This is a genomic window from Providencia sp. PROV182 (assembly GCF_028480325.1).
GTDB classification, from domain to species: Bacteria; Pseudomonadota; Gammaproteobacteria; order Enterobacterales; family Enterobacteriaceae; genus Providencia; species Providencia hangzhouensis.
Genome location: NZ_JAMPOL010000009.1, coordinates 39,822 through 64,397, shown reverse-complemented (window position 1 = coordinate 64,397; position 24,576 = coordinate 39,822). Strand labels below are relative to the sequence as shown.

Sequence of the window (24,576 nt, the reverse complement as noted above, 5' to 3'; positions counted from 1 at the left end):
TGTTTCGGCAGCGCTATCAACACGCTTCTGGCTTTTTCAGATTATTGCTTAATTTACAAAGAAAAATCCCCTAGCCGTAGCATAGGGGATAATTCATTAAGCCATTTCAGAGAGATCTTTCAAATATTGAAAGATTTGGCGATAAGCTTTCGGCGGTTTGTTGCCTTCACGCTCTTTTTTTGCATTACGGACTAATGCACGCAGTTGTTGCCTGTCTGTTTGTGGGAACAGGGCAACCACGTCTTCAATGACTTCATCACCGCCATCTAATAAACGGGTACGTAAGTCTTCCAGTTTATGTAAAATTACCACTTGCTGGTTGTGGCGGTTTTTAAGCTTGTCCAGAGCCTCAGTAATGGGCTCAACCTCACGTGAACGTAATAACTTACCAATCAATTGCAATTGGCGGCGACGGCCTTCACGTTTGATTTTTTGGGCAAGTTCAATGGCTTCAAGTAATTGAGTATCTAACGGGATGCGTTCTAATTCACTTTTACTTAAATCAACGAGCTCAGCCCCTAACTTTTTGAGGATCTCAGCATCGCGTTTAATTTCGCTTTTACTGACCCAAATGATTTCCTCGTCTTCTTCGTCTTGCGGCGCTGGGATATCATCCAGCCAGTCATCAGGCTGTTTGGCCATATCGATTTTCCTTTTTACCGAACACAGTGGTTTAATTACGCGTAATTAATATGATTTACTGTGTTGTGAGTGTTAACATTCATCTATTATATATTGTAACTGGGAAAACCCCTCTATGACTACCTAGCATTTGCTTGTTAGGGCAGAAAATCACGTTTCCCCCACATTATTGATTGGACTAAAGCATGAGTGTAACTGAACAAGTCACCGAACAACGTAAAAAACTCGAAGAAGCCGTCGCGCACGCATTAGAATTTGCTAAAACACGTTGTGATGCTGCGGAAGTCGCAGTAAACAAAAGCACTGGGATTAGTGTAAGTACCCGCCAAGGGGAAGTCGAAAATGTTGAGTTTAACAGTGATGGAGCGCTAGGGATCACTGTTTATTATCAACAACGTAAAGGCAGTGCGTCTTCAACAGATTTAAGCCCTGAAGCTATTGAACGGACTGTTCAGGCGGCAATTGATATTGCTAACTATACCTCAGAAGACCCGTGTGCAGGGCCGGCAGACAAATCTTTGCTGGCTTTTGAAGCACCAGACCTCAATTTGTTTCAAGCGAGCGAACTTTCTCCTGAAGAGGCGATCCGCTTAGCGTCGATTGCGGAAATGTCAGCATTAAATGCAGACTCCCGCATTGTGAATACGGAAGGCGGTAGCTTTAATGGGCACTACGGGGTTCGTGTATTTGGTAACTCCCATGGCATGCTGCAAAGCTATTGTTCAAGCCGCTATTCGATGTCAAGTTGTGTGATTGCTGAGCAAAATGGTGAAATGGAGCGTGATTACGCTTATACGATTGGCCGTAGCTTAGGGGCATTACAGTCGCCTGAGTGGGTTGGGCAGGAGTGTGCTCGTCGTACTTTGTCTCGTTTATCGCCACGTAAATTACCGACAATGAAAGCCCCTGTTATTTTTGCAGCAGAAGTGGCAACAGGCTTATTTGGTCACTTAGTTGGTGCCATTAGTGGCAGCAGTATTTACCGTAAATCTTCTTTCTTACTCGATAGCTTAGGAAAGCAAATTTTACCAAGCTGGCTAACTATCAATGAGCAACCCCATTTAATGGGCGGGTTGGCGTCATCACCTTTTGATAGCGAAGGCGTACGCACTTGTGAGCGCAATATTGTCGAAAATGGCGTTTTGCAAACGTGGTTAATGACCAGCTATTCTGCAAGAAAATTGGGTTTACAAAGTACTGGGCATGCTGGAGGCATCCATAACTGGCGTATTGCAGGGCAAGGGCTTTCATTCGAAGCATTGCTGAAACAAATGGGAACAGGGCTAGTCGTTACTGAATTAATGGGACAAGGGGTTAGTGGTATCACTGGTGATTACTCTCGTGGGGCTTCAGGTTTTTGGGTCGAAAACGGTGAAATTCAGTATCCTGTGAGTGAGATTACCATTGCTGGTAACCTAAAAGAGATGTGGGCGAATATGGTTACTATCGCTGATGATATTGAAACTCGCAGTAATATTCAGTGTGGTTCGGTACTGATCCCAGAAATGAGTATTGCCGGGGAGTAGGTTTCTACTCTGCCCATTTAAAGGCAACAAAAAAGGCACTCAATTGAGTGCCTGAATATGTCAGAGGACTTACCTGAGTTTTTTAAATAAAACTTTTTTCGCTAAGCCTTCCTTAATTCAGCCGTTATCGTTATTAACGGTGGAACTCACCAGCCGCTTCTGGCTGATAAACGATTTCCAGTACGCGAACACGCGTTTGAACACCGTTTGGCAGTTCCCAGCTGATTTCATCGTTTACATGCAATCCCAACAAAGCTGCCCCAATCGGTGCCATAACAGACAGCTGCTCTGCACTATCTTTCAGGGACGCAGGGTAAACTAAGGTGCGTGTGCGTTCTTCGTTGCTGATTAAATCCAAAAAGCGAACGGTACTGTTCATCGTGACCACATCCGCAGGGATCTCTTGCGGGCTTAAGATATCTGCACGGTCAAGTTCATCATTGAGCGCTTCGGCAACTGGTGTGCCCGCATAAGCCGGCTGTTCCATCAGTGCATCTAAACGTTCAGCATCTAAATCATTGATAATAATTGTTGGCTTTGTCATACCACACTCCAATAGAGACATACAAAGCAAACACCCCCCACCCATAAGGTAGGGGGTGTCGCTAGAAATAAGTTTGTTTAAAATATTAGGCGCTATACGCTTTAAAGGGAAGAGATCATGATCACGATCTCTAAGCCTGCCTAGATAAAAATCTACTGATTGATATTATCAGTAGCTAGCTTGAAACTCAGCTATTTTTTATTAGCTACAGCCACGTTCCATCGGTTATATCAGCTATTCTTCATCAAACCTGTTTTCGAATAGGTTGATAATTGCGGACAAGGCCTGGTTTTCATCTGGGCCGCTAACTTCGATATCAATCTTACTGCCTTGTTCTGAGTCTAACATCAACATCGCAATAACGCTATCGGCCTCAGCCTCAATTTGATTATTATTACGCAAAATAACTCTTGAGTTAAATTGTTTAACTAAATCATAGAGTAACATAGCAGGCCTTGCATGCATTCCAAGCCGATTTTTGAGCGTTATTGTGGCTTTTACTGTCATTGCTGTTATTTGCGCTTTTCCAATGTTCTGTGGCGTGACTGCACGTTTTTACCACGGGAACGGAAATAGTCGGCAAGTTGCTCTGCGACATACACGGAACGGTGTTTACCTCCCGTACAGCCAATTGCAACAGTTAAGTAGCTACGGTTATTGGTTTCTAACATCGGCAGCCATAATTCTAAATAGCTACGAGTTTGATAGATGAAGTTATGGACTTCAGTATGCCTATCCAAGAATGCAGCGACTGGCCGGTCAAGGCCTGTCATCGGGCGCAATTTCGGGTCCCAGTGTGGGTTGGGTAAAAACCGTACATCGAATACATAATCGGCATCAATAGGAATACCATGTTTGAAACCAAAGGATTCAAACACCATTGTCAGTTCACGCTCACGCTTGCCCATCAAACGTGTTCTTAGCATTTCAGCTAATTCATGAACGGACATTTCAGAAGTATCGATGACTAAATCAGCACGAGAGCGTAAAGGCTCAAGTAACTCATTTTCTTCATCTATTGCGCTCTCAAGTGAAAGATTTTTACTTGAAAGTGGGTGCAACCGACGAGTGTCACTGTAACGGCGAATAAGCGTGTTGCGGTCAGCATCTAGAAACAACAATTGAGGAGAGAAGGTTGAAGGCAATTTATCAATCGCTTCTTCGAAAATCTCTGGATTATCGGGCATATTACGCACGTCGATACTAACCGCTGCTGAAATGTTACGATCAGCCAGTGAATTCGCTAACTCCGGTAGTAATACAACCGGTAGGTTATCTACGCAATAGAAACCCATATCTTCCAGCGCACGTAAGGCAACGGATTTCCCCGAACCGGAACGGCCGCTGACTATCATCAGCACCATGAGCTTGCTCCCTTTTGTTTCCTAATAATGAGTTTCTTGAAAAGCAGTACTTGCCAATTAATATTATTTAGAAACCATAACAATATCATTTGCATATGGCAAGATACATAATTTATCACTTACTCTGTAATTATGCTGTATAGCTCTTCATCACTTTGTGCACTGCGTAGGCGTTTACAGAGCGTTTTATCGGCTAGTTTTTTGGCGATAAGCGACAACGTATGCAGGTGCGTTTTACATTGGTCAGATGGCACAAGTAAGGCGAAAAGCAAGTCAACAGGTTGATTATCAATTGCATCAAAAGCAATCGGTTCTTCTAAATGTAAAAAAACACCGACAGCACGGCTACTTTCACCTTCATTCAGCTTTCCATGAGGAATGGCAATACCACCACCAATACCTGTTGTGCCAACTTTTTCTCTGGTTAATAACGCTTCAAATACCGTATTTTCAGGTAATTCCAATTCAACGGCAGCCAGCTCACTAATAATTTCTAAAGCTCTTTTTTTACTCGTGCACACAATATTATTACGTGTACAGGCTGATGATAAAACAACGTTTAACTGGATTTCTATATCACTATTCATTTTATTGTTCACTTAGGACTACAAAACCAGATGGTGTATCCCACCATCTGGTTTGAAACATTATTCGGCTAATTAATAAGCCGCATCAATGCATTAATGTTGTCTCAGTTTTTCTTTATGTTTGGTTAATTGGCGCGACAGCTTGTCTACGAGTATATCTATAGCAGCGTACATATCATTTTCTTCCGCTGATGCGTGGAGATCCGCTCCATTAACTTGCACGGTTGCTTCAGCAATTTGCTGAACTTTTTCAACTTTCAAGACAACTTGGATACCATTAATGCGATCAAATAATTGCTCCAATTTTTTGAGTTTTTTCTCAACAGTCTCGCGCAATGCAGGAGTAACTTCAATATTGTGTCCAGTAATCTGAAATTCCATACAATCTTCCTTATTTTATCAATTAAACCAGTTGTTTACGCTGGTTAGAGGGCGGAATGGATAACGATTCTCGATACTTAGCAACAGTTCTGCGAGCGACTTGAATGCCTTGTTCTGCAAGCATACTCGTCAATTTACTGTCACTCAATGGTTTTGCTGGGTTTTCAGCAGCAACCAGTTTTTTCACCAATGCTCGAATTGCGGTTGAGGAGGCTTCGCCACCTGTGTCCGTATTGACATGGCTGGAGAAAAAATATTTCAACTCAAAAATGCCTCGTGGGCTATGGAGAAACTTTTGAGTTGTCACTCGTGAGATAGTTGATTCATGCATGTCCACTTGATAGGCGATATCGGCCAGTATCATCGGTTTCATGTGTTCCTCACCCAGCTCAAAGAATTCTTGTTGCTGTTCTACAATACAAGTCGCGACTTTTAATAGTGTCTCATGGCGGCTCTCAAGGCTTTTAATCAGCCATTTTGCATCTTGTAGATGACTACGAATATATTGAGAATCATCTTCATTTGCTGAATTGTTTAGCATCGAAGCATAATGGTTATTAATACTTAGTTTAGGGATGCTATCTGTATTTAATTCAACTTGCCAGTGCCCTGCGATTTTTTTCACTAAAACATCTGGAATAACGTATTCCGACTCCCCAGTATTGATGGATTGGCCTGGTTTTGGATTCAGCGTTAAAATTAAGTCTATCGCAGTTTTTAGAGCATCTTCTTTTAAACGAGTTAATTTCCCCAACTGACGAAAGTCACGGTTAGCCAATAAATCAATATGATTACTGATAATGAGCTTTGCATCTTGTAGCCCATCAGTTTCCTTAGGGTAGAGTGACAATTGGATTAATAAACACTCTTTTAAGTCTTGTGCTGCGACACCCAATGGGTCGAAATGCTGAATACGTTTTAGGACAGCAATGACTTCTTCAATACTAATCTCTGGGTTATCAATCCCTTCATGTATATCAGAAATAGCTGTTGTCAGGTAACCGGAATCATCTATTGAATCAATAATAGCTGTAGCTATTGCTCTGTCCGTGTCAGTAAAAGGGGTCAGTTCAGCTTGCCACGTCAGGTAATCTTGTAATGTTTGCGTAGTTTCACCTTGATAAACAGGGAGTTCATCAAAATTATAATCATTACTGGTGCCTGACGGCGTTCCTGCCGTATATATTTCATCCCAATTAGTATCTAAAGGGAGCTCATCCGGCATATCATGGTTTTCGAGCGCATCTTTAGTATCAAGCTCACTGGTATCCGCATTTTCATTCAGGGAGTCAATAGATTCAGTCTCGGGATTTAATTCTTCTTGCTCAAGCAGTGGGTTTGTTTCCAAGGCGAGTTGAATTTCTTGCTGAAGCTCAAGTGTAGACAGCTGCAACAAGCGGATAGCTTGCTGCAATTGAGGGGTCATTGCAAGTTGTTGACTGACTCTAAGCTGCAAACTTTGCTTCATGAATCTGCTTTAATCTCCCTAAAAAAACGACAACACGATAATTTATAACCGGAAACCTTCACCCAAGTATACACGTTTTACTTGCTCGTTCTCTAAGATCATGGTTGGTGACCCATGAGCAATTAAGTGCCCTTGGCTGACAATATAGGCTCTTTCACACACATCTAAGGTTTCACGCACGTTATGGTCGGTGATTAACACACCGAGGCCGTAATCCCTTAAGTGCTGAATAATTTTTTTGATATCTAAGACGGAAATAGGGTCAACACCCGCAAAAGGTTCGTCTAATAAAATAAATTTTGGGTTAGCAGCAAGTGCACGAGCAATTTCAACACGACGGCGTTCCCCACCAGATAGCGACTGCCCCATGCTGTCGCGAAGATGGGTAATACTAAATTCTTCCATCAGTTCTTCAGCACGTTCTTTACGTTGTTGGGAACTCAAATCTTCGCGAATTTCTAACACAGCCATTAAGTTATCATAAACACTGAGGCGGCGAAAAATTGAGGCTTCTTGAGGAAGATAGCCAATTCCGCGGCGTGCACGTTCATGCAGCGGTAGAAGGCTGATATCTTCACCATCAATCATAATTTTGCCAGCGTCCCGCTGAACAATACCCACCACCATATAAAAGGTCGTTGTTTTACCGGCACCATTTGGCCCCAATAAGCCAACGATTTCACCTGATTTAACTTCCAAGCTGACATCTTCAACGACTTTACGTTTTTTATAGGCTTTAGCTAGATTTTCAGCGGTTAGTGTCGCCATAACAGTTATTTACTCTTACTTGCTGATGAATTTTTATTTGCCGCAGGGCCTTTTTCTTGCAATTGTGCCGGCAGTATCACGGTGGTGACGCGTTTGCCTTTATCACTAAATGCTTCCATTTGTTGCGTTGGAACTAAATAGGTAATTTTGTCACCCTGAATATTGCTGTCTAACTGCTCAAGATAGGCATTACCTGTTAATGTGACGAGTTGTTTATCAACCTCATAACGGGCTTTGCTGGCATGGCCTTTAATCGGTTTACCATCATCCTGTAATTGGTAAAAGGTAACCGGGGTCCCAAAGGCCTCAATCACAATTTTATCCGAGTCACTACTTGGACGTGTTACAACCACTTTATTGGCTCTGATATCAATAGAACCTTGTTTAATAACAACATCATCAGTAAAGGTGGTGACGTTTTTTTCTAAATCAAGAGATTGTTTGACCGAATTAATCGTCATTGGCTGCTGCGTATCACTTTTTAATGCCATCGCAGGTAGGCTAAGAGCCAAAATTGCACTGGCAACAGCTCCTTGAATAAAACGTTTCTTAGTTACTTGATTCATTTTAATGCTCTTCTGGTTGTAACACATAATGAGTTTTTACATCTTCGATTAATTCAGCCGTTTTTGTACGAAGGTTTCCCTTCATTTTCATACCGGTAGAATTGAGACCTTGTCCAATAATGGTCACTTTATCATCAGATGAAACGTCTTGTGTTGTCAAATTGACAACTGCACTCTCAGTTGTAATTCGTTGGATCTGCGACTCTTTGGTTAAGCTATCAACCTGAACATCGCTATATAAATAGAGAATTCTATCGTTCGTTAACCGTGCTTTGAAAGCCTTAACCGTCCAGGTTGGCTCGCCAGCTTCGTTATAAGTGGTTAGAACTGGTTTCGAAAACCACGTGATTTTTCCTTCAGTATAATTATCTATTTTCTCTGAAACGAGTTTATACGCTAAATTACCCGTTGGATTATAGACAAAAGTCACTGAATCATCAGTTTGATAATTAGGTTGCCCATCATTAATTACTTTATCCTCTGCACTGTCGGAATCATTACCCGCTAAATTCCAGCCGATAAGGCCTAATACTACTAAGGATAAAATAACAATTAACCACTTCTTCGCATTGCTCATGAATTCAATCTATTCGTTATATTGATAAACCTTTTGCTTCTTCCAGTTTGTCTTGAGAAAGCAAAATAAGGTCACAAAGTTCGCGGACTGCACCTTTTCCCCCACCAATACGAGTCACGTAATCAGCTCTCGGTAATAACAAAGGATGGGCATCAGCGACGGCGACGGATAAGCCTACTTTGGCCATAACAGGCCAGTCAATCAGATCGTCTCCAATATAAGCTATTTCTTCAGCTGATAATTGTAGTGTATCTAACAGTTCGTAATACGCCAAAAGCTTATCGCTTTGACCTTGGTAAAGATATGTAATGCCTAATGTTTGAGCCCTATCTTCAAGAAGTTTCGCTTTTCTTCCTGTTATGATGGCGACTTCAATACCGGAAGTTAATAAGCAGCGTATCCCATAGCCGTCACGGACATTAAAAGCTTTGAGTTCCTCGCCATTATTCCCCATATAGACCAAGCCATCTGACATGACACCATCAACATCACAGATCAGTAATTTGATTTTTTCTGCTTTATTTAAAACAGTATTGGCAACAGGGCCATAGCAGGTTTCCAAAAAGGTAGACGTCATGGTATTTCCTTATGTTATACAACACCGGCTTGTAGCAGATCATGCATATGTAGCACACCGACTAATTTATTATCATTTGCGACTAATAACGAAGTCACGTGCCGAGATTGCATTAAATTTAGTGCTTCAACCGCTAGCATTGTTGGTGATACCCGAATTCCACCGGGGGTCATTAAATCAGCAATTTTAGCGTTATTTAAGTCGATTCCCATATCAAAGATACGGCGTAAATCCCCATCAGTGAAAATACCTTCAATATTCATGTCATCATCACAAATGACTGTCATCCCCAGTTTTTTACGGGTGATTTCCACTAAAGCCTCACGTAAAGACGCGCTTTTAGGAATATGGGGGATTTCATCACCCGTATTCATTAAATCACGAACGAGGAGTAAAAGTTTGCGCCCAAGTGCGCCACCTGGATGCGAAAGCGCAAAATCATTCGCCGTGAACCCGCGTGCAGTTAATAAGGCAATAGCTAATGCATCTCCCATTACAAGTGTCGCTGTTGTACTCGTGGTCGGTGCTAGCCCCAAAGGACAGGCTTCTTGAGGTACTTTGATACACAAGTGGACATCTGCATATTTTCCCATATTACTTTCAGGGTTGTTAGTCATACAGATTAAAGGCACTTTAATTCTTTTTAAAACAGGAAGTAAGGCTAAAATTTCCCCAGACTCGCCAGAATTTGAAATAGCTAACACAACATCTTTATGAGTAATCATCCCAAGGTCACCGTGGCTAGCTTCCCCTGGGTGAACAAAAAATGATGGCGTTCCTGTACTTGCTAGTGTAGCGGCAATTTTACGGCCAATATGCCCCGATTTCCCCATTCCCATTACGACGACTTTGCCTTCACAGTTAAAAATAAGCTGGCAAGCGTTGTCAAAGTCAGTATTGATATATTGTTCTAGGTTTTTTAAACCTTCGTGTTCGATATGGAGAACTTCTTTACCTACTTTCTGAAAATCGAAGTTTGACATTTCTAGTTCCATGCGTAGCTTTTAAGTTAATCGGATTAGCGAAATCAAATTGTATAACGAATACTTAGTATCAGTAAGTATTTTGTCAGTTAAGCACTTTTTAATGTTAGTTTTATACTTAATGAGTATTTTAGGGTGCTTCGATGTAGAATTTAATATGTACAAGATGGTTTTATTAGCATCTTGAACCAAAAACAGATATGCAAATTCGCGTATCCTCAAGTTAGGTAATCACAACATTCTAAGAGCTATCTGCTGTTAATAGTGATAGTTTTTGCTGACTATAAATAAATTACATTGTTTTTTCTCTGTTTCCTTTTGATAAAAACAGAGTTGTAATTCTAAAAGTCATATTTTCGACGCTATAATACTATAAATTCTATTTTGTTGTGATATTTGACGATTTTCAGTTTATCTTTCGGTAACATCTGAACGGATAAAAACATTTACGCGTGGTGTATAACGAGTTATTTAACAATGCAAGCACAGACAGACAACTTAATTGAAGTACGGAACATGTCCTTTACTCGAGGAAATCGGAGAATATTTGAGAATATTAATCTGACCGTTCCTCGTGGGAAAATTACGGCAATTATGGGGCCGTCAGGGATTGGTAAAACCACATTACTGCGCTTGATTGGGGGCCAATTACGGCCAAACGAAGGTGAAATTTGGTTTGATGGTGACAATATTCCAACACTGTCACGCTCAAAGCTGTATCAGTCCCGTAAAAAGATGAGCATGCTGTTTCAATCAGGGGCGCTATTTACGGATATGAACGTATTCAATAATGTGGCTTTCCCTCTACGTGAGCACACGAATCTGCCTGAATCGCTGATTCACACTACGGTAATGATGAAATTAGAGGCCGTTGGTTTACGTGGCGCCGCAAAATTAATGCCATCCGAATTGTCAGGTGGTATGGCACGGCGTGCTGCATTAGCGCGTGCTATCGCACTTGACCCAGATTTAATCATGTTTGATGAACCTTTTGTCGGTCAAGACCCGATTACTATGGGGGTTTTGGTTAAATTGATTGATGAGCTTAATCAAGCACTGGGTGTGACCTGTGTCGTGGTTTCCCATGATGTTCCAGAAGTATTGAGCATCGCAGATAATGCTTATATTGTTGCACAGCAGCACGTCATTGCTCAGGGAACAGGCGAGGAATTACGTGAAAACCAAGACCCTCGTGTGCGACAATTTCTTGATGGTATTGCGGATGGGCCTGTTCCATTCCGTTTTCCCGCCAATGATTATCTAGCTGATTTATTAGGGTAAAATAAGATGATAATAAAGGCGATAGCAGCCTTCGGACGCCGATGGATTGATATATTTTCCGCGTTTGGTCGAGCAGGTTACATGCTGTTTCGCGCCTTACTCGGCAAACCAGAGTTTCGTAAACAATGGCCATTATTGATGAAGCAATTGTACGCCATTGGAGTGCAGTCATTGCTGATCATCGCTGTCTCAGGGTTATTTATTGGGATGGTTTTAGGGTTACAAGGTTATTTGGTTCTCACTACGTTTAGTGCTGAAGCTAGCTTAGGTATGATGGTGGCACTTTCACTATTACGTGAATTAGGCCCTGTTGTGACCGCCTTGTTGTTTGCTGGACGAGCGGGTTCTGCATTAACAGCTGAAATTGGCTTAATGAAAGCGACTGAACAAATTTCTAGCCTTGAAATGATGGCAGTGGACCCGCTTAGGCGTGTGATAGCCCCACGGTTTTGGGCTGGTTTTATTAGTATGCCGTTGTTATCTCTTATTTTTGTTGCTGTCGGTATTTTAGGTGGCGCACTAGTTGGAGTTGACTGGAAGGGGATTGATGAGGGCTTTTTCTGGGCTTCAATGCAATCTTCCGTCGATTGGCGGCTAGATTTAGTCAACTGTGTGATTAAAAGCTTAGTCTTTGCTATCACAGTGACTTGGATCGCATTATTTAATGGCTATGATGCCATCCCAACTTCGGAGGGGATAAGCCAAGCTACAACAAGAACAGTTGTGCATGCGTCATTGTCTGTTTTAGGACTGGATTTCGTACTTACCGCACTGATGTTTGGGAACTAAGTCATGCAAAGTAAAAAAAGTGAAATATGGGTTGGTTGTTTTATGTTGCTGGCGATTGCCGCAATTATCTTTTTATGTTTAAAAGTCGCTGATTTAAAATCGATAGGAAGCCAATCCACCTATCAAATCTCAGCCTCTTTTGAAAATATTGGTGGCTTAAAAGAAGGCTCACCAATTAAAGTTGGTGGTGTGGTGGTTGGCCGCGTTGCCAGTATCACACTAGATAAAAAGAATTATGTTCCTGAAGTTAAAATTGATTTATTGAGCGAATACGACAATATTCCTGATTCAAGCTCGCTGTCAATTCGCACGTCAGGTTTGTTGGGTGAACAGTATATTGCAATGAATATCGGCCCAGATGATGAAGAATTAGGTATAGCAATCTTAAAAAATGGCGGGCGTCTTGAAGATACTAAGCCAGCTATGGTATTAGAAGACTTAATTGGCCAGTTTTTATATAAAAGTGGTGATAGCCAAGGTGCAGAGCCAGAGTCAACTGCACAGTAATTTGATGCTCCCTTTGAAGAATAAAGGAATGAATTATGTTTAAACGTTTAATGATGGTTGCTATGTTGGCAATTGCGCCATTTGCCATGGCAGTAGACCAAACCAACCCTTATAAATTAATGGATGAAGCGGCGGCGAAAACGTTTAACCGCTTGAAATCAGAGCAACCTAAAATTAAGCAAGACCCTGAGTACCTTAGAACAATTGTTCGTGAGGAATTATTACCTTATGTACAAGTTAAATATGCAGGGGCTTTGGTGTTAGGAACCTATTATAAAGGGGCAACTCCAGCACAGCGTGAGGCTTATTTCAAAGCGTTTGAAGATTACCTTGAGCAAGTTTATGGTCAAGCATTGGCCATGTACCATGGTCAAACGTATCAAATAGCACCAGAGCAACCGTTGGGAGATAAAAACATTGTTGCTATTCGTGTGACTATTGTTGATACCAACGGCCGCCCTCCCGTACGTTTAGATTTCCAATGGCGTAAAAATAGTAAAACTGGCTACTGGCAAGCTTACGACATGATTGCAGAAGGTGTGAGTATGATCACAACTAAGCAAAATGAATGGGGTGATATTTTACGTAAGCAAGGTGTTGATGGTTTAACAAAACAGTTAGAAATCAGTGCAAAAGCACCTATTACTTTAGAAGAGAATAAGTAATATGAGTCAGTTGTTAGCATGGGAACTCATTGAAACAACGCTATATTTCAACGGGACATTAGACCGTGATTCGCTTATGTCGTTTTGGAATAGAAAAGAGTCATCGCTAGAACATACTGAAAGTATAGATGTTTCTGGTCTTAAACATGTGGACTCAACAGGGTTGGCGATGCTCGTTCGCTTAAAAGGTGAATTCCAAGCTAAAAACCGTTCACTGAATATTACTGGTGTCAGTGATAACTTGAAGACATTGATTGAGCTATACGGGGTTCAAGAGGTTATTCTCAATTAGGTTAAATATCCTAAATTGGGTCAAGTTATGTAAAAATGAGCGCCTCTATGTGCTTTTCGGCACGAGAGGCGTTTTCTTTGGTTTAAGTGTTAAGCCTAATCCTTTAGGATAGAGGATTAAGCTCTGGCTGTTCTTATTGCGATGTTTCTGTATGCAACGCATGCAATTTGCACTATTTAGAGTAAAATTATAAATCACAAATAATTAATAAATTGAGTCATTATGGATACCAACGAAATTAAGCAAGTATTGATGGAAAAATTGTCTCTGAATGAGGCTATTGTTACTGGTGATGGTAGCCACTTTCAGGTTATTGCTGTCGGTGACATGTTTGACGGCATGAGCCGTGTTAAGCAACAGCAAGCAATTTATGCACCTTTAATGGAGTATATTGCGGATAACCGCATTCATGCTTTGTCTATTAAAGCGTACACCCCTGCGCAATGGGAGCGCGATCGTAAACTTAGTGGCCTTTGATTTCAAAGCCTAAGCGAACAGACTGTAAAATTCGACATACGAGAATACTTGAATGGATAAGTTTTTAGTTAAAGGACCAACCCGCTTAGAGGGTGAGGTCACGATATCTGGCGCAAAAAACGCGGCATTACCAATCCTGTTCGCTGCTCTATTGGCCGAAGAGCCAGTAGAAATACAGAATGTCCCTCATTTGAGGGATATTGACACAACGATTAAATTATTAAATCAACTTGGTACTAAAGTAAAACGCAATGGCTCAGTATATGTTGATGCAAGCACGGTAACGACATACTGCGCGCCTTATGACCTCGTTAAAACCATGCGTGCATCCATCTGGGCTTTAGCGCCATTGGTCGCTCGTTTTGGTCATGGTGAAGTTTCTTTACCAGGTGGTTGTGCTATCGGTGCTCGCCCTGTTGATTTACATATTTCTGGCTTAGAGCAATTAGGCGCAAAGATTGCTTTAGAAGATGGTTATGTGAAAGCAACGGTTGATGGTCGCTTAAAAGGTGCTTGCATTGTGATGGATAAAGTCAGTGTGGGGGCGACAGTCTCTATTATGACAGCGGCAACCTTAGCTGAAGGAACCACAATAATTGAAAATGCGGCACGTGAACCTGAAATTGAAGATACCGCTAACTTCCTAAATACCCTAGGTGCAAAAATCACTGGGGCAGGGACTGACCGCATTGTAATTGAAGGTGTTGAACGTTTAGGTGGTGGAGTTTATAAAGTACTGCCTGACCGTATTGAAACGGGAACATTCTTGATTGCTGCTGCGGTTTCACGCGGTAAAGTCATCTGCCGTAATGCTCGCCCAGATACACTGGATGCGGTGCTAGCTAAATTGCGTGAAGCTGGGGCTAAAATTGAAATCGGTGGTGACTGGATTAGCCTAGATATGGAAGGCAAGCGTCCAAAAGCGGTGACATTACGTACAGCACCACACCCAGGGTTCCCAACTGATATGCAAGCACAGTTTAGCTTACTTAATCTTGTTGCTGATGGGGCGGGGATGATCACTGAAACGATTTTTGAGAATCGTTTTATGCATATCCCTGAGCTGATCCGTATGGGAGCTCATGCTGAAATTGAAAGCAATACTGTGTTATGTCACGGTGTTGAAAAATTAACTAGTGCGCAGGTAATGGCAACAGATTTACGAGCATCTGCAAGTTTAGTTATTGCGGGCTGCATTGCTGAAGGGACAACGACAGTTGACCGTATTTATCATATTGACCGTGGTTATGAGCACATCGAAGATAAGCTACGTGGTTTAGGTGCCGATATTCAGCGCGTACATTCAGATGATTAATGCATTGGTAGGGTGAATGGGGCTCCTCCATTCAGCGAATCAAAAAAGGTTGTTCGATATCGAGCAACCTTTTTTTACGAAAGAGTATTTATCAATGATTATCCTGCCTGCTCATCAGGAATTTCTTCAATAATCACATCAATATTTTTAATTTCGCCATCTCGTAAGATTTGCACTGCGGTCTTGCTTCCAGGGCGAATTTCTGCGACTAGATCCATAGTTTCTGCGGCTGAAATGGCAGGTTTGCCATCAACCGATAAAATAATATCCCCTTGTAGTATGCCCGCTTTAGCTGCTGGCCCATTTGGGGCAACTTGGAAAACCCGCAAGCCTTGTATTTGGTTAATATTATTGTTATTTGACCTAATTTGAGGCAGTTCACGCGCCGTAATACCAATATAACCACGGATCACTCGGCCATCACGGATTAGCTTATCCATGATTTTAGTGGCAAGGGCGGTTGGAATGGCAAAGCTTAACCCCTCAGAACTAATGCCTTGGCCTGCTGTGAAAGAAAGTGTGTTAATGCCAACTAACTCCCCCTCGGTATTAATTAATGCCCCGCCAGAGTTACCCGAGTTGATTGAGGCATCGGTTTGCAGGAAATTTTGCCGACGGGTAGAGCTTAACCCTACGCGACCCGTTGCACTGATAATCCCCTGAGTTACGGTTTGGCCTATGTTATAAGGGTTACCAATAGCGAGTACGACATCACCAACATGAGTGACCCGTTGCGTATTAATTGGAATAACGGGTAGGTTATCAGCGTCAATTTTCAGTACGGCGAGATCAGTCAATGGGTCCGAGCCAACCAGTAAGGCATCAAAAATAGCACCATCTTGTAAAGCGACTAAGATTTGGTCTGGGTTATCAACGACGTGTTTATTCGTGATAATGTAGCCATTTGGGCTCATGATCACACCCGAACCGAGGGATTTTAATTCACGCCCTGACTGGGAAAAACTACCTTTTGAGCTACTGTAAACATAGACTACTGCAGGCGCAGCACGGCGTACTGCTTTATTATAACTGACGGGCTCGCTATTTGTTTTACCATATAATAAGTCGGCTAAACCTTGAGGGCGCAACGAAGGAACCGCAACGATAATAATCAATGCAGTCAACAGGCCAAGCATGACAGATAAGGTTAGCTTCTTCACCATAGGATATAGAATATTTAGTTATTGCTTAAACATGTTCAGAGCATAACATAAAAAAACAGGTACAGCAGAGTGATACTGTACCTGTTTTGTTGATTTTCAGATGGTTTTTGATGAATTAATTTTTCATCAGTAAATATAAGGTTTCACCGTCACGTAATACTTTCATTGCTAATACAGGAGGTTTAGCATCAATAATCTTACGGAATTGTTCAATAGTCTCAACTCGAGCGTCATTAACACCAAAGATTAAATCGCCTTTTACGAGGCCAATGGCGGCAGCTGGCGATTTTGGTGCCACGCTATCAACTTGTACACCTTTAGTATTGCTAACGGTTGCATTAGAAATCGTTGCACCTAATAAGGATTCGCTCAACTTTTCAGCTTTAGTTGTTGAGCCTTCATCGTTCTCAAGAACCACTTTGACTTCCATCGGTTTGCCTGAACGGATTAAACCAATAGTGATCTCTTTACCAATTTGGCTGGTACCGATTTTGGCTCTTAACTCTGCAAAGCTATTAATGCGTTTACCATCAACGGAAACTAACACGTCACCGGATTTAATACCCGCTTTAGCTGCAGATGATTTAGGTAAAACTTCACTCACGAAGGCACCACGCTGTGCATCAATATTAAATGCTTTAGCGATATCGGAGTTCATTTCAGTACCTTTGATGCCTAAGATCCCGCGTTTTACTTCACCATGTTTAATTAACTGCTCGCTAAGGTTTTTCGCCATATTACTTGGGATCGCGAAACCGATACCGATATTACCGCCGCCAGGTGCCAAAATCGCCGTGTTAATACCGATTAATTCACCGTTTAGGTTAACGAGAGCACCACCAGAGTTACCACGGTTAATGGAAGCATCGGTTTGGATAAAGTTTTCTAGGCCTTCAAGGTTTAAGCCGCTACGACCTAATGCTGAGATAATGCCAGATGTTGCTGTTTGCCCTAAACCAAATGGGTTACCGACTGCAACCGCAAAATCACCTACACGCAATTTGTCAGAGTCTGCAATACTAACAGCAGTTAAGTTTTTGATATCTTTTGCATTGCTTATTTTCAATAACGCGATATCGGTTTGTGGGTCTTTCCCAATTAAGTTAACGGCAATTTCACGGCCATCGTTTAATTGAATTTGTATTTTGTCAGCGCCATCAATCACATGGTTATTGGTTAAAATATAACCTTGCTGAGCATCAATAATGACACCAGAACCTAAGCCTTCAAATGGACGTACGCTTTGTTGCTGTTGTGGTATATTCGGGCCAAAAAAGAATTTAAGCTCTTCTGGAATTTGTTGGTTCTGTACGCGAGTACCAGACACATGAATATTCACTACAGCTGGCAATACTTTTTCAAGCATTGGAGCTAAGCTAGGCATGTTCTGGCTTTGTGCTGTTGCAGGTAAAGTGGCAGGCAATGCTGCGCTACTAACCGCAGGAATAGCCGCTAAAGATAAGCCTAAACTCATTGCTACTGCGGTAAGAAAAAAGTTTTTTCTTTTCATAATTCAGTCGATTCTCTCAAGAATAAGTTATCAACTCACTGTGAATGCAGTTTTAGAAGAAACACAATGCGTTGAAATAATATTGGTTGGTATCAGATTCAATTTTACTGATGACTATGACCACCGATTATGCGCAAAAGTTCCCATGACGGGTAGCGAATATCCACTCTTTTACATCTATTTACACGTACCTTAAGTGAAACTTTAACTTCTATACAGTAGATAAATAAATTATTAAATTATATTTGGATGGAAATCTTGTTCAGAATTATTAACTAAAAATTTAATAATGGAAGACACACGGAAAGTGATAAAATTTAGTAGGTTTTATAGGAAATTAGGAAATCACCAGTAAGCACTGCTTACTGGTGATAAAAGATAAAAATTTACTTTTCTTTCTCATCAATAGGACGGAAAAGACCCGAAGCACCATCTGAGTAATCTCTTGGTGGCATTTTAACAGGCGCTTGGTCGTTATCTGCTTCAGATTCGGTTAAACGATAGTTAAATGGGTTGTCTTGTGCTGGCATATCAGGCATTAATTCAGATGAACTTTGTGCCATGTGTTGGTAAAGCTGGCGGTAATCGCGCGCCATTTTATCCAATAATTCTGCGCTACGAGCAAAATGGCTAACAAGTTCTTTACGGTACTCTTCGAGTTCAGTACTTTTTTTGTCTAGCTCAGCTTGCGCTGTTTTTTGTTGGCGAAGCTTTGGGTTACCATAGCGCACAACTAATGCACCGATGATAAAACCCACAATCAATCCGATTAATGCATACTCCCAGGTCATGCTGACTCCTTCATTACTTCAATGTTCACAGATTCAATGTTCGCAGAAATTAAATGTTGTTACCGTTACTATACCTTAAATAATTCAAGTTGCATGTAAGCGTCAAGTAAAGCGTCTTAACATATTGTAATTTGGCTAGTTAAGTGATGACAAAATCTACAAGCCCTGAGTAGGTAGGTTAAATTAGTCAACAACTTATTAAGAGTGGAATCTTAAATCGAATTTCCTTACTCTATAGCGGCTCGTTAACCGAAAGTTAAATGATAACTGAATCTGGTTATAATAAAGGCAGTGTATATCAAATAACGGTAAAAAAACCGAAAAATTTTTAAGGATTATTCAGTTAATGTCGCCGATGACCCCTACAATGCGTTATCAACAAGCGCTGGCTGATGGAAACTACCAGCCAGATGACGTACAAAAGCTCGCTGTAGAACGCTTAGATAAAATATATCAGCAGCTTGTTAATACAACTTCTTCCACTTTACAAGATAAGCCCTCAGGTTTAAAGCAACGCTTTAGCCGCCTTCTTGGTAAAGCATCGACAGCACCAATTACCCCAGTAAGAGGGTTATATATGTGGGGCGGAGTAGGGCGTGGAAAAACATGGCTGATGGATATGTTTTACGAAAGTTTACCGGGTAACCGTAAAATTCGCTTACATTTTCATCGCTTTATGAAGAAAGTACAAGAAGATTTGATGGCATTACAAGGGCAAGAGAACCCGCTGGATATTATTGCGGATGAGTTTAAAAAACAAACAGATGTGTTGTGTTTTGATGAATTTTTTGTGTCAGATATTACCGACGCTATGATCCTTGGCACTTTACTCGAAGGGCTATTTGCTCGAGGTATCACACTGGTTGCTACCTCAAATATCATCCCTGATAATCTCTATCGTAACGGTTTGCAGCGAGCTCGTTTCTTACCTGCTATTGAGCAAATTAAAAAATACTGTGATGTAATGAATGTCGATGCAGGCATTGATTACCGCTTAAGAACTTTAACTCAAGCGCATCTTTTTTTATCCCCAATTAATTCTCAAAATCGTCAGCATTTAGATGATGTTTTCGTTAAATTGGCGGGTAAGCAAGGGGAGCAAAATCCCGTTTTAGAGGTTAATCATCGTAAGATGCAAGCCATTCATGCTGCGGAAGGGGTGCTAGCCATCGAGTTTAAAGTTCTGTGTGAAGAGCCTCGTAGCCAAAATGACTACATTTACCTATCAAATTGCTACCACACTGTGTTGCTGTACAATGTCCCCGTGATGGGAATAACAGATGAAAATCCAGCACGTCGTTTTTTAGCGTTAATTGATGAGTTTTACGAACGAAAAGTTAAATTAGTCATTAATGCTGAAGTGCCAATGGAGTCGCTGTATCAAGGGCAACTTTTGGTTTTTGAGTACCAACGCTGCTTGTCTCGATTGCAAGAAATGCAAAGTGAAGAGTACCTGAAAATACCTCATTTAACTTAAGGTAAACGACAAAGCAGGGTTGTTAGCGAACAAGTTACCTGAATTGCATGATTTAAGTACAGTATACGATGTTTATTTGAGCAAACGTAAAAAAAATGCATTTGGGGTCGATTTTTGTTTCTGACTTCTCTATAATCTTGCGACCCCACGTTACAGCGTTGTTTTTTATTTCCCAAAAAATAACGCATTAATGCCAGTTAGGCTGCTCGAAGGGGTAGGTTTACTGGACAAAGAGTCGTGTGAACCTCAGAAAGCTTATGAACATGAGTGTTCACCAACGTGTAACTTCAATATTGGGTAAGTTTTAATGAAAACTTTTACAGCTAAACCAGAGACCGTAAAACGCGACTGGTACGTTGTTGATGCAGATGGCAAAACTTTAGGCCGTCTTGCAACTGAAATTGCTAGCCGTCTGCGCGGTAAGCATAAAGCGGAATATACTCCGCACGTGGATACTGGTGATTACATCATCGTTCTGAATGCAGAAAAAATTGCTGTTACCGGCAATAAACGCGAAGACAAAATCTACTATCGCCACACTGGCCATGTAGGTGGAATCAAGCAAGCAACTTTCGAAGAAATGATTGCTCGCAGTCCTGAGCGTGTGCTTGAAATCGCGGTTAAAGGCATGTTGCCAAAAGGACCTCTGGGTCGTGCAATGTACCGTAAACTGAAAGTTTACGCAGGTAATGAGCACAACCACGCGGCTCAACAACCGCAAGTTCTTGACATTTAATCGGGATTATAGCAATGGCTGAAAATCAATACTACGGCACTGGTCGCCGCAAAAGCTCATCTGCTCGTGTCTTTATTAAGCCGGGTAGCGGTAACATCACAATCAATCAACGTACACTGGAACAATACTTTGGTCGCGAAACTGCGCGCATGGTCGTTCGTCAGCCGTTAGAGTTGGTTGAAATGTTGGAAAAATTGGATCTGTACATCACTGTTAAAGGTGGTGGTATTTCAGGTCAGGCAGGCGCAATCCGTCACGGTATTACTCGTGCACTGATGGCTTATGATGAGACTCTTCGTTCTGATCTGCGTAAAGCTGGTTTCGTTACCCGTGATGCGCGTTCTGTTGAACGTAAAAAAGTGGGTCTGCGCAAAGCACGTCGTCGTCCACAGTTCTCCAAACGTTAATTTATTACCCTTTGGGTATAAAATTGATGAAAAAACCCGTCTTAATGGCGGGTTTTTTATTGCCTATTGTTTTACTTACATTTTTATTATTGATGCTAGAATAGCTGTGTCTAATTATGATACTTTATAAAAGAATGAATATAATTAAAGAGAAAAATAATAATTTAGTCTAAAATCAAAAATAATTATTAGTGGAACAATATTGGGATAATTCTACTAAATATAACCCGAACCCTAGAGTTTACTTTAGGTTTTTTATTCTATTTATCTTTGCTTTTTCATTAAAAAACTCTGAATTTTTATCTTTTTGAACCTAAGAATGAAATAAATCTGTGATTTTTTCGGTGTGTTCCCCCTAAGTTGTACAAAATCTGTTAGAATATGCCCCTGTTTTTTTATTTCACATTTCTCGCCTTTACTGTGCGGGAGGGTTGTGTTGACTTTCAGTATGGATAAATGAGAGTTAAACACAGGGGATTTTAAAATGGGTAATGGGTAATTAAAAATTAATTACATTTCGTCCATTTTGTATTTTGGAGGTTTTAATGGCTGTCGCTCCTAATAAACGTTCGGTAATGACATTGTTCTCTGGCCCTACTGACATTTTTAGCCATCAGGTACGGATTGTTTTGGCTGAAAAAGGGGTAAGTGTTGAAATTGAACATGTCGAACCCGGTCATCTGCCTCAAGATCTGATTGATCTCAACCCATACCAAAGCGTTCCAACATTAGTTGATCGTGACCTGACTCTGTATGACCCACACATTATCATGGAATACCTTGATGAGCGTTTTCCTCATCCGCCATTAATGCCTGTTTATCCAGTTGCACGTGGGACTAGCCGTCAATTGATGCACCGCATTCAAAATGATTGGTATTCATTAATGAGCAAAATAGAGAATGGTAGTGCGCAAGAGGCAGCAAACGCTCGTCGCCAACTCTCTGAAGAACTGATTGCGGTTTCTCCTGTTTTTGCTGAAATGGAATTCTTCATGAGTGAAGAGTTTAGTCTCGTAGATTGCTATTTGGCTCCGTTGCTATGGCGTTTACCTGTACTCGGTATTGAATTGAACCCATCTAGCAGCAAATATCTGCAATTATATATGCAACGTGTGTTTGCACGTGACGCATTCTTAGCATCTTTGACTGAATCTGAGCGCGAAATGCGTTTGTCTACAAGAGGCTAAAAGAATGATGGAAATGACAGCAATGTCACCACGTCGCCCTTATTTGTTACGTGCCCACTATGAGTGGTTGCTTGATAACGATATGACTCCGCATTTGGTGGTTGATGTCACCGTTCCAGCGGTTAACGTTCCGATGGAATTTGCTCGAGATGGGCAAATTGTATTGAATGTTGCGCCAAGAGCTGTTGGTAATTTTGAAATAACCAACGAAGAAGTGCGTTTTAATGCTCGCTTTGGTGGGATACCTCGCCAAGTTTATGTCCCAATGGCCGCAATTATGGCGGTATATGCACGTGAAAATGGGGCTGGAATGATGTTTGAGCCTGAAGCTGCTTATGATGCAGAGTTATCAGCAGGTTTTGAACAGGTCGAAGAGCTTGAAGACAACATTTCTTTAGTTCATGAAACTGAATCTGTGGATGAAAATTCGCATGAGCCATCAGGGGATGAACCACCACGACCACCAAAAGGTCGGCCTTCGTTAAGGGTTGTCAAATAATCCATTAGCCGGGTTAGCAGTTAATGAATGAACAGAGGGGAATAAACCCTCTGTTTTTTATATAATGAATCATTAAACCCCTAAAAATAATAAAATCCCTTCAGCAGCATTGCGCCCATCAGCAATAGCAGTCACAACAAGATCTGAGCCTCTTATTGTATCCCCGCCGGCAAACACTTTTTCATGGGAGGTTTGATAAGGAAAGGGACTGTTACGGTTTGCTATAATATGACCATATTTATCGCGCTGGATTAACGGTTTATCTAACCAAATTTGGTTATGAGGAATAAATCCATAAGCCACAATTATGGCATCGGCTTCGATAAAAAAAGCTGAATCTTTAATTAGTTCTACTTGATAACGACCATTTTCTAATTCGCCATTTTGCGTACGAGCGGCATAAACTCCCATAAGTTGTTGCTGTTTATTAATCACAAATTCAGTGACTTGCATATTAAAATGGAACTGGGCTCCTTCATCTAATGCATTAGCGACTTCTTTTCGTGAGGCTGGCATACTTTGTTCATCTCTACGATAGAAACAGCTAACCTGCTTCGCTCCTTGGCGAATAGCAGTACGCACGCAATCCATTGCAGTATCCCCACCTCCTAATACGATAACTCTTTTGGCATGTAAATTAATATAGGGTTCGTCATTAGGGTTGGAAAGTTGCATTAAATGGCGTGTATTTGCGATTAGATAGGGAAGTGCTTCAAAAACGCCCTGAATCGCTTTTTTAGGTAAGTTACCTCGAATTGCTTGGTAAGTACCAGTACCAATAAAAATAGCGTCATAATTGGAAAGAAGCTCGTTTAGAGAGACATCTGTCCCTACTTCAGTATTCAATTGAAACTGAATACCCATTTCTGTAAATATTTCCCGTCTTTGGACCATTAGCTTCTTTTCTAGCTTAAATGACGGAATACCAAAGGTTAGTAGGCCCCCTATTTCAGGGTGTTTATCAAAAACGACGACATTTACACCATTTCGAATAAGTACATCTGCGCAAGAAAGACCCGCAGGGCCTGCACCAATAATGGCGACACGTTTGTTTACAGAGCTAATATGGGAAAGGTTTGGCCGCCACCCCATCGCAAAAGCAGTATCATTAATATACCGCTCAATATGACCAATAGTCACAGAACCTGTTGTATCATGAAGTACACATGCTAATTCGCAGAGTTTTTCTTGTGGGCAAACGCGCCCACAGATTTCAGGTAAACTATTGGTATGGTGAGATAATTCAGCCGCTTCGATAATTTTATCTTCAGCAGCAAGCTTGAGCCACTTCGATATTGGATTATGTAGTGGGCACTTCCATTCACAAAAAGGGCTACCGCAAGAGAGACAGCGGCTGGCTTGCTGTTGTGCATCGACGGCATTATTGGATTCATAGGCTTCAGTAAACTCTATTTTACGGATTTCCAGCGCTTTTTTAGGGGGCTCGCAACGTTGGGGACCGAAAATATTTGAACTCATGGCATTCCTTACTGAATT

Annotated in this window: 29 protein-coding genes; 13 read left to right on the top strand and 16 right to left on the bottom strand. The window is 41.3% G+C overall.

Annotation, left to right across the window (positions count from 1 at the left end; genetic code table 11):
• Positions 1–96 precede the first annotated feature (96 nt).
• On the bottom strand, positions 97–642 hold the full coding sequence (gene yjgA, locus PR834_RS07240) for a ribosome biogenesis factor YjgA (protein ID WP_004258329.1): 546 nt from the start codon (positions 640–642) through the stop codon (positions 97–99).
• A 185-nt stretch (positions 643–827) separates the two neighbouring features.
• On the opposite strand from yjgA, the gene pmbA reads away from it, so the two are divergent.
• Complete coding sequence (gene pmbA, locus PR834_RS07235) at positions 828–2,168, top strand: metalloprotease PmbA (RefSeq protein ID WP_004258326.1); 1,341 nt, start codon at positions 828–830, stop codon at positions 2,166–2,168.
• Positions 2,169–2,301: 133 nt separating this feature from the next.
• Here pmbA and rnk read toward each other — a convergent pair whose 3' ends face one another.
• The 11 genes from rnk to kdsD all read right to left on the bottom strand — a co-directional run bounded on the left by rnk (position 2,302) and on the right by kdsD (position 9,983).
• Complete coding sequence (gene rnk / locus PR834_RS07230) at positions 2,302–2,712, bottom strand: nucleoside diphosphate kinase regulator (protein ID WP_004908251.1); 411 nt, start codon at positions 2,710–2,712, stop codon at positions 2,302–2,304.
• A gap of 234 nt (positions 2,713–2,946) precedes the next feature.
• Positions 2,947–3,219: a PTS phosphocarrier protein NPr gene (gene npr, locus PR834_RS07225; RefSeq protein WP_004258320.1), complete on the bottom strand. Its 273-nt coding sequence runs from the start codon at positions 3,217–3,219 to the stop codon at positions 2,947–2,949.
• Positions 3,220–3,224: 5 nt separating this feature from the next.
• Complete coding sequence (rapZ, locus tag PR834_RS07220) at positions 3,225–4,076, bottom strand: RNase adapter RapZ (RefSeq protein ID WP_004258318.1); 852 nt, start codon at positions 4,074–4,076, stop codon at positions 3,225–3,227.
• A gap of 119 nt (positions 4,077–4,195) precedes the next feature.
• Positions 4,196–4,663: a PTS IIA-like nitrogen regulatory protein PtsN gene (ptsN, locus tag PR834_RS07215; RefSeq protein WP_004258311.1), complete on the bottom strand. Its 468-nt coding sequence runs from the start codon at positions 4,661–4,663 to the stop codon at positions 4,196–4,198.
• Positions 4,664–4,756: 93 nt separating this feature from the next.
• Entirely contained in the window at positions 4,757–5,044 is a 288-nt protein-coding gene (hpf, locus tag PR834_RS07210) for a ribosome hibernation promoting factor (RefSeq protein WP_004258306.1), read from the bottom strand.
• A gap of 22 nt (positions 5,045–5,066) precedes the next feature.
• A complete protein-coding gene (rpoN, locus tag PR834_RS07205) occupies positions 5,067–6,512 on the bottom strand; it encodes an RNA polymerase factor sigma-54 (RefSeq protein ID WP_004258305.1) in 1,446 nt (481 codons plus the stop codon).
• A gap of 42 nt (positions 6,513–6,554) precedes the next feature.
• A complete protein-coding gene (gene lptB / locus PR834_RS07200; protein ID WP_004908261.1) occupies positions 6,555–7,280 on the bottom strand; it encodes an LPS export ABC transporter ATP-binding protein in 726 nt (241 codons plus the stop codon).
• A gap of 5 nt (positions 7,281–7,285) precedes the next feature.
• The gene (lptA, locus tag PR834_RS07195) at positions 7,286–7,846 is read right to left on the bottom strand and encodes a lipopolysaccharide ABC transporter substrate-binding protein LptA (protein WP_004908264.1); all 561 of its coding nucleotides are present in this window, start codon (positions 7,844–7,846) and stop codon (positions 7,286–7,288) included.
• A gap of 1 nt (position 7,847) precedes the next feature.
• Entirely contained in the window at positions 7,848–8,423 is a 576-nt protein-coding gene (lptC, locus tag PR834_RS07190) for an LPS export ABC transporter periplasmic protein LptC (protein ID WP_262960766.1), read from the bottom strand.
• A gap of 16 nt (positions 8,424–8,439) precedes the next feature.
• The gene (gene kdsC / locus PR834_RS07185) at positions 8,440–9,000 is read right to left on the bottom strand and encodes a 3-deoxy-manno-octulosonate-8-phosphatase KdsC (protein ID WP_004258291.1); all 561 of its coding nucleotides are present in this window, start codon (positions 8,998–9,000) and stop codon (positions 8,440–8,442) included.
• Positions 9,001–9,014: 14 nt separating this feature from the next.
• Complete coding sequence (gene kdsD / locus PR834_RS07180; protein WP_036958027.1) at positions 9,015–9,983, bottom strand: arabinose-5-phosphate isomerase KdsD; 969 nt, start codon at positions 9,981–9,983, stop codon at positions 9,015–9,017.
• A 477-nt stretch (positions 9,984–10,460) separates the two neighbouring features.
• Between kdsD and mlaF the strand changes: the two genes are divergently transcribed.
• From mlaF to murA, 7 genes are all read left to right on the top strand, one after another.
• Positions 10,461–11,264 carry a phospholipid ABC transporter ATP-binding protein MlaF gene (mlaF, locus tag PR834_RS07175; RefSeq protein WP_262960765.1) on the top strand — a complete coding sequence of 268 codons (804 nt, stop codon included), beginning with the start codon at positions 10,461–10,463 and terminating at the stop codon, positions 11,262–11,264.
• Between the two features lie 6 nt (positions 11,265–11,270).
• Positions 11,271–12,053, top strand: coding sequence for a lipid asymmetry maintenance ABC transporter permease subunit MlaE (gene mlaE, locus PR834_RS07170; protein WP_004258277.1), 783 nt, complete (start codon positions 11,271–11,273; stop codon positions 12,051–12,053).
• Positions 12,054–12,056: 3 nt separating this feature from the next.
• Positions 12,057–12,560 (top strand): outer membrane lipid asymmetry maintenance protein MlaD, encoded by a 504-nt coding sequence (gene mlaD / locus PR834_RS07165; RefSeq protein WP_004258272.1) that lies wholly within the window; start codon positions 12,057–12,059, stop codon positions 12,558–12,560.
• A 35-nt stretch (positions 12,561–12,595) separates the two neighbouring features.
• Positions 12,596–13,225, top strand: coding sequence for a phospholipid-binding protein MlaC (gene mlaC, locus PR834_RS07160; protein ID WP_004258271.1), 630 nt, complete (start codon positions 12,596–12,598; stop codon positions 13,223–13,225).
• A 1-nt stretch (position 13,226) separates the two neighbouring features.
• Positions 13,227–13,517 carry a lipid asymmetry maintenance protein MlaB gene (gene mlaB / locus PR834_RS07155; protein ID WP_094961515.1) on the top strand — a complete coding sequence of 97 codons (291 nt, stop codon included), beginning with the start codon at positions 13,227–13,229 and terminating at the stop codon, positions 13,515–13,517.
• Between the two features lie 222 nt (positions 13,518–13,739).
• Positions 13,740–13,994 carry a BolA family iron metabolism protein IbaG gene (ibaG, locus tag PR834_RS07150; protein WP_004258269.1) on the top strand — a complete coding sequence of 85 codons (255 nt, stop codon included), beginning with the start codon at positions 13,740–13,742 and terminating at the stop codon, positions 13,992–13,994.
• A gap of 52 nt (positions 13,995–14,046) precedes the next feature.
• On the top strand, positions 14,047–15,309 hold the full coding sequence (gene murA, locus PR834_RS07145) for a UDP-N-acetylglucosamine 1-carboxyvinyltransferase (protein WP_096864408.1): 1,263 nt from the start codon (positions 14,047–14,049) through the stop codon (positions 15,307–15,309).
• A 98-nt stretch (positions 15,310–15,407) separates the two neighbouring features.
• On the opposite strand, the gene degS is transcribed toward murA, so the two are convergent.
• From degS to zapG, 3 genes are all read right to left on the bottom strand, one after another.
• Positions 15,408–16,472 carry an outer membrane-stress sensor serine endopeptidase DegS gene (gene degS / locus PR834_RS07140; protein ID WP_004258255.1) on the bottom strand — a complete coding sequence of 355 codons (1,065 nt, stop codon included), beginning with the start codon at positions 16,470–16,472 and terminating at the stop codon, positions 15,408–15,410.
• A 115-nt stretch (positions 16,473–16,587) separates the two neighbouring features.
• Entirely contained in the window at positions 16,588–17,982 is a 1,395-nt protein-coding gene (locus PR834_RS07135) for a Do family serine endopeptidase (RefSeq protein ID WP_036958026.1), read from the bottom strand.
• Between the two features lie 386 nt (positions 17,983–18,368).
• Positions 18,369–18,773: a Z-ring associated protein ZapG gene (zapG, locus tag PR834_RS07130; RefSeq protein WP_004258244.1), complete on the bottom strand. Its 405-nt coding sequence runs from the start codon at positions 18,771–18,773 to the stop codon at positions 18,369–18,371.
• A gap of 346 nt (positions 18,774–19,119) precedes the next feature.
• On the opposite strand from zapG, the gene zapE reads away from it, so the two are divergent.
• The 5 genes from zapE to sspB all read left to right on the top strand — a co-directional run bounded on the left by zapE (position 19,120) and on the right by sspB (position 23,079).
• Entirely contained in the window at positions 19,120–20,250 is a 1,131-nt protein-coding gene (gene zapE, locus PR834_RS07125; protein ID WP_136134914.1) for a cell division protein ZapE, read from the top strand.
• Between the two features lie 307 nt (positions 20,251–20,557).
• The gene (rplM, locus tag PR834_RS07120; RefSeq protein WP_004258237.1) at positions 20,558–20,986 is read left to right on the top strand and encodes a 50S ribosomal protein L13; all 429 of its coding nucleotides are present in this window, start codon (positions 20,558–20,560) and stop codon (positions 20,984–20,986) included.
• A 14-nt stretch (positions 20,987–21,000) separates the two neighbouring features.
• Positions 21,001–21,393, top strand: a complete 393-nt coding sequence (rpsI, locus tag PR834_RS07115) for a 30S ribosomal protein S9 (RefSeq protein WP_004258235.1) — start codon at positions 21,001–21,003, stop codon at positions 21,391–21,393.
• Between the two features lie 545 nt (positions 21,394–21,938).
• Positions 21,939–22,580 carry a stringent starvation protein SspA gene (gene sspA / locus PR834_RS07110; protein WP_004258227.1) on the top strand — a complete coding sequence of 214 codons (642 nt, stop codon included), beginning with the start codon at positions 21,939–21,941 and terminating at the stop codon, positions 22,578–22,580.
• A 7-nt stretch (positions 22,581–22,587) separates the two neighbouring features.
• On the top strand, positions 22,588–23,079 hold the full coding sequence (sspB, locus tag PR834_RS07105) for a ClpXP protease specificity-enhancing factor (protein ID WP_172412237.1): 492 nt from the start codon (positions 22,588–22,590) through the stop codon (positions 23,077–23,079).
• Between the two features lie 72 nt (positions 23,080–23,151).
• Here the strand turns inward: sspB and PR834_RS07100 are convergent, their stop codons facing one another.
• Positions 23,152–24,558, bottom strand: a complete 1,407-nt coding sequence (locus tag PR834_RS07100; RefSeq protein WP_036958024.1) for an FAD-dependent oxidoreductase — start codon at positions 24,556–24,558, stop codon at positions 23,152–23,154.
• Between the last annotated feature and the right edge of the window lie 18 nt (positions 24,559–24,576).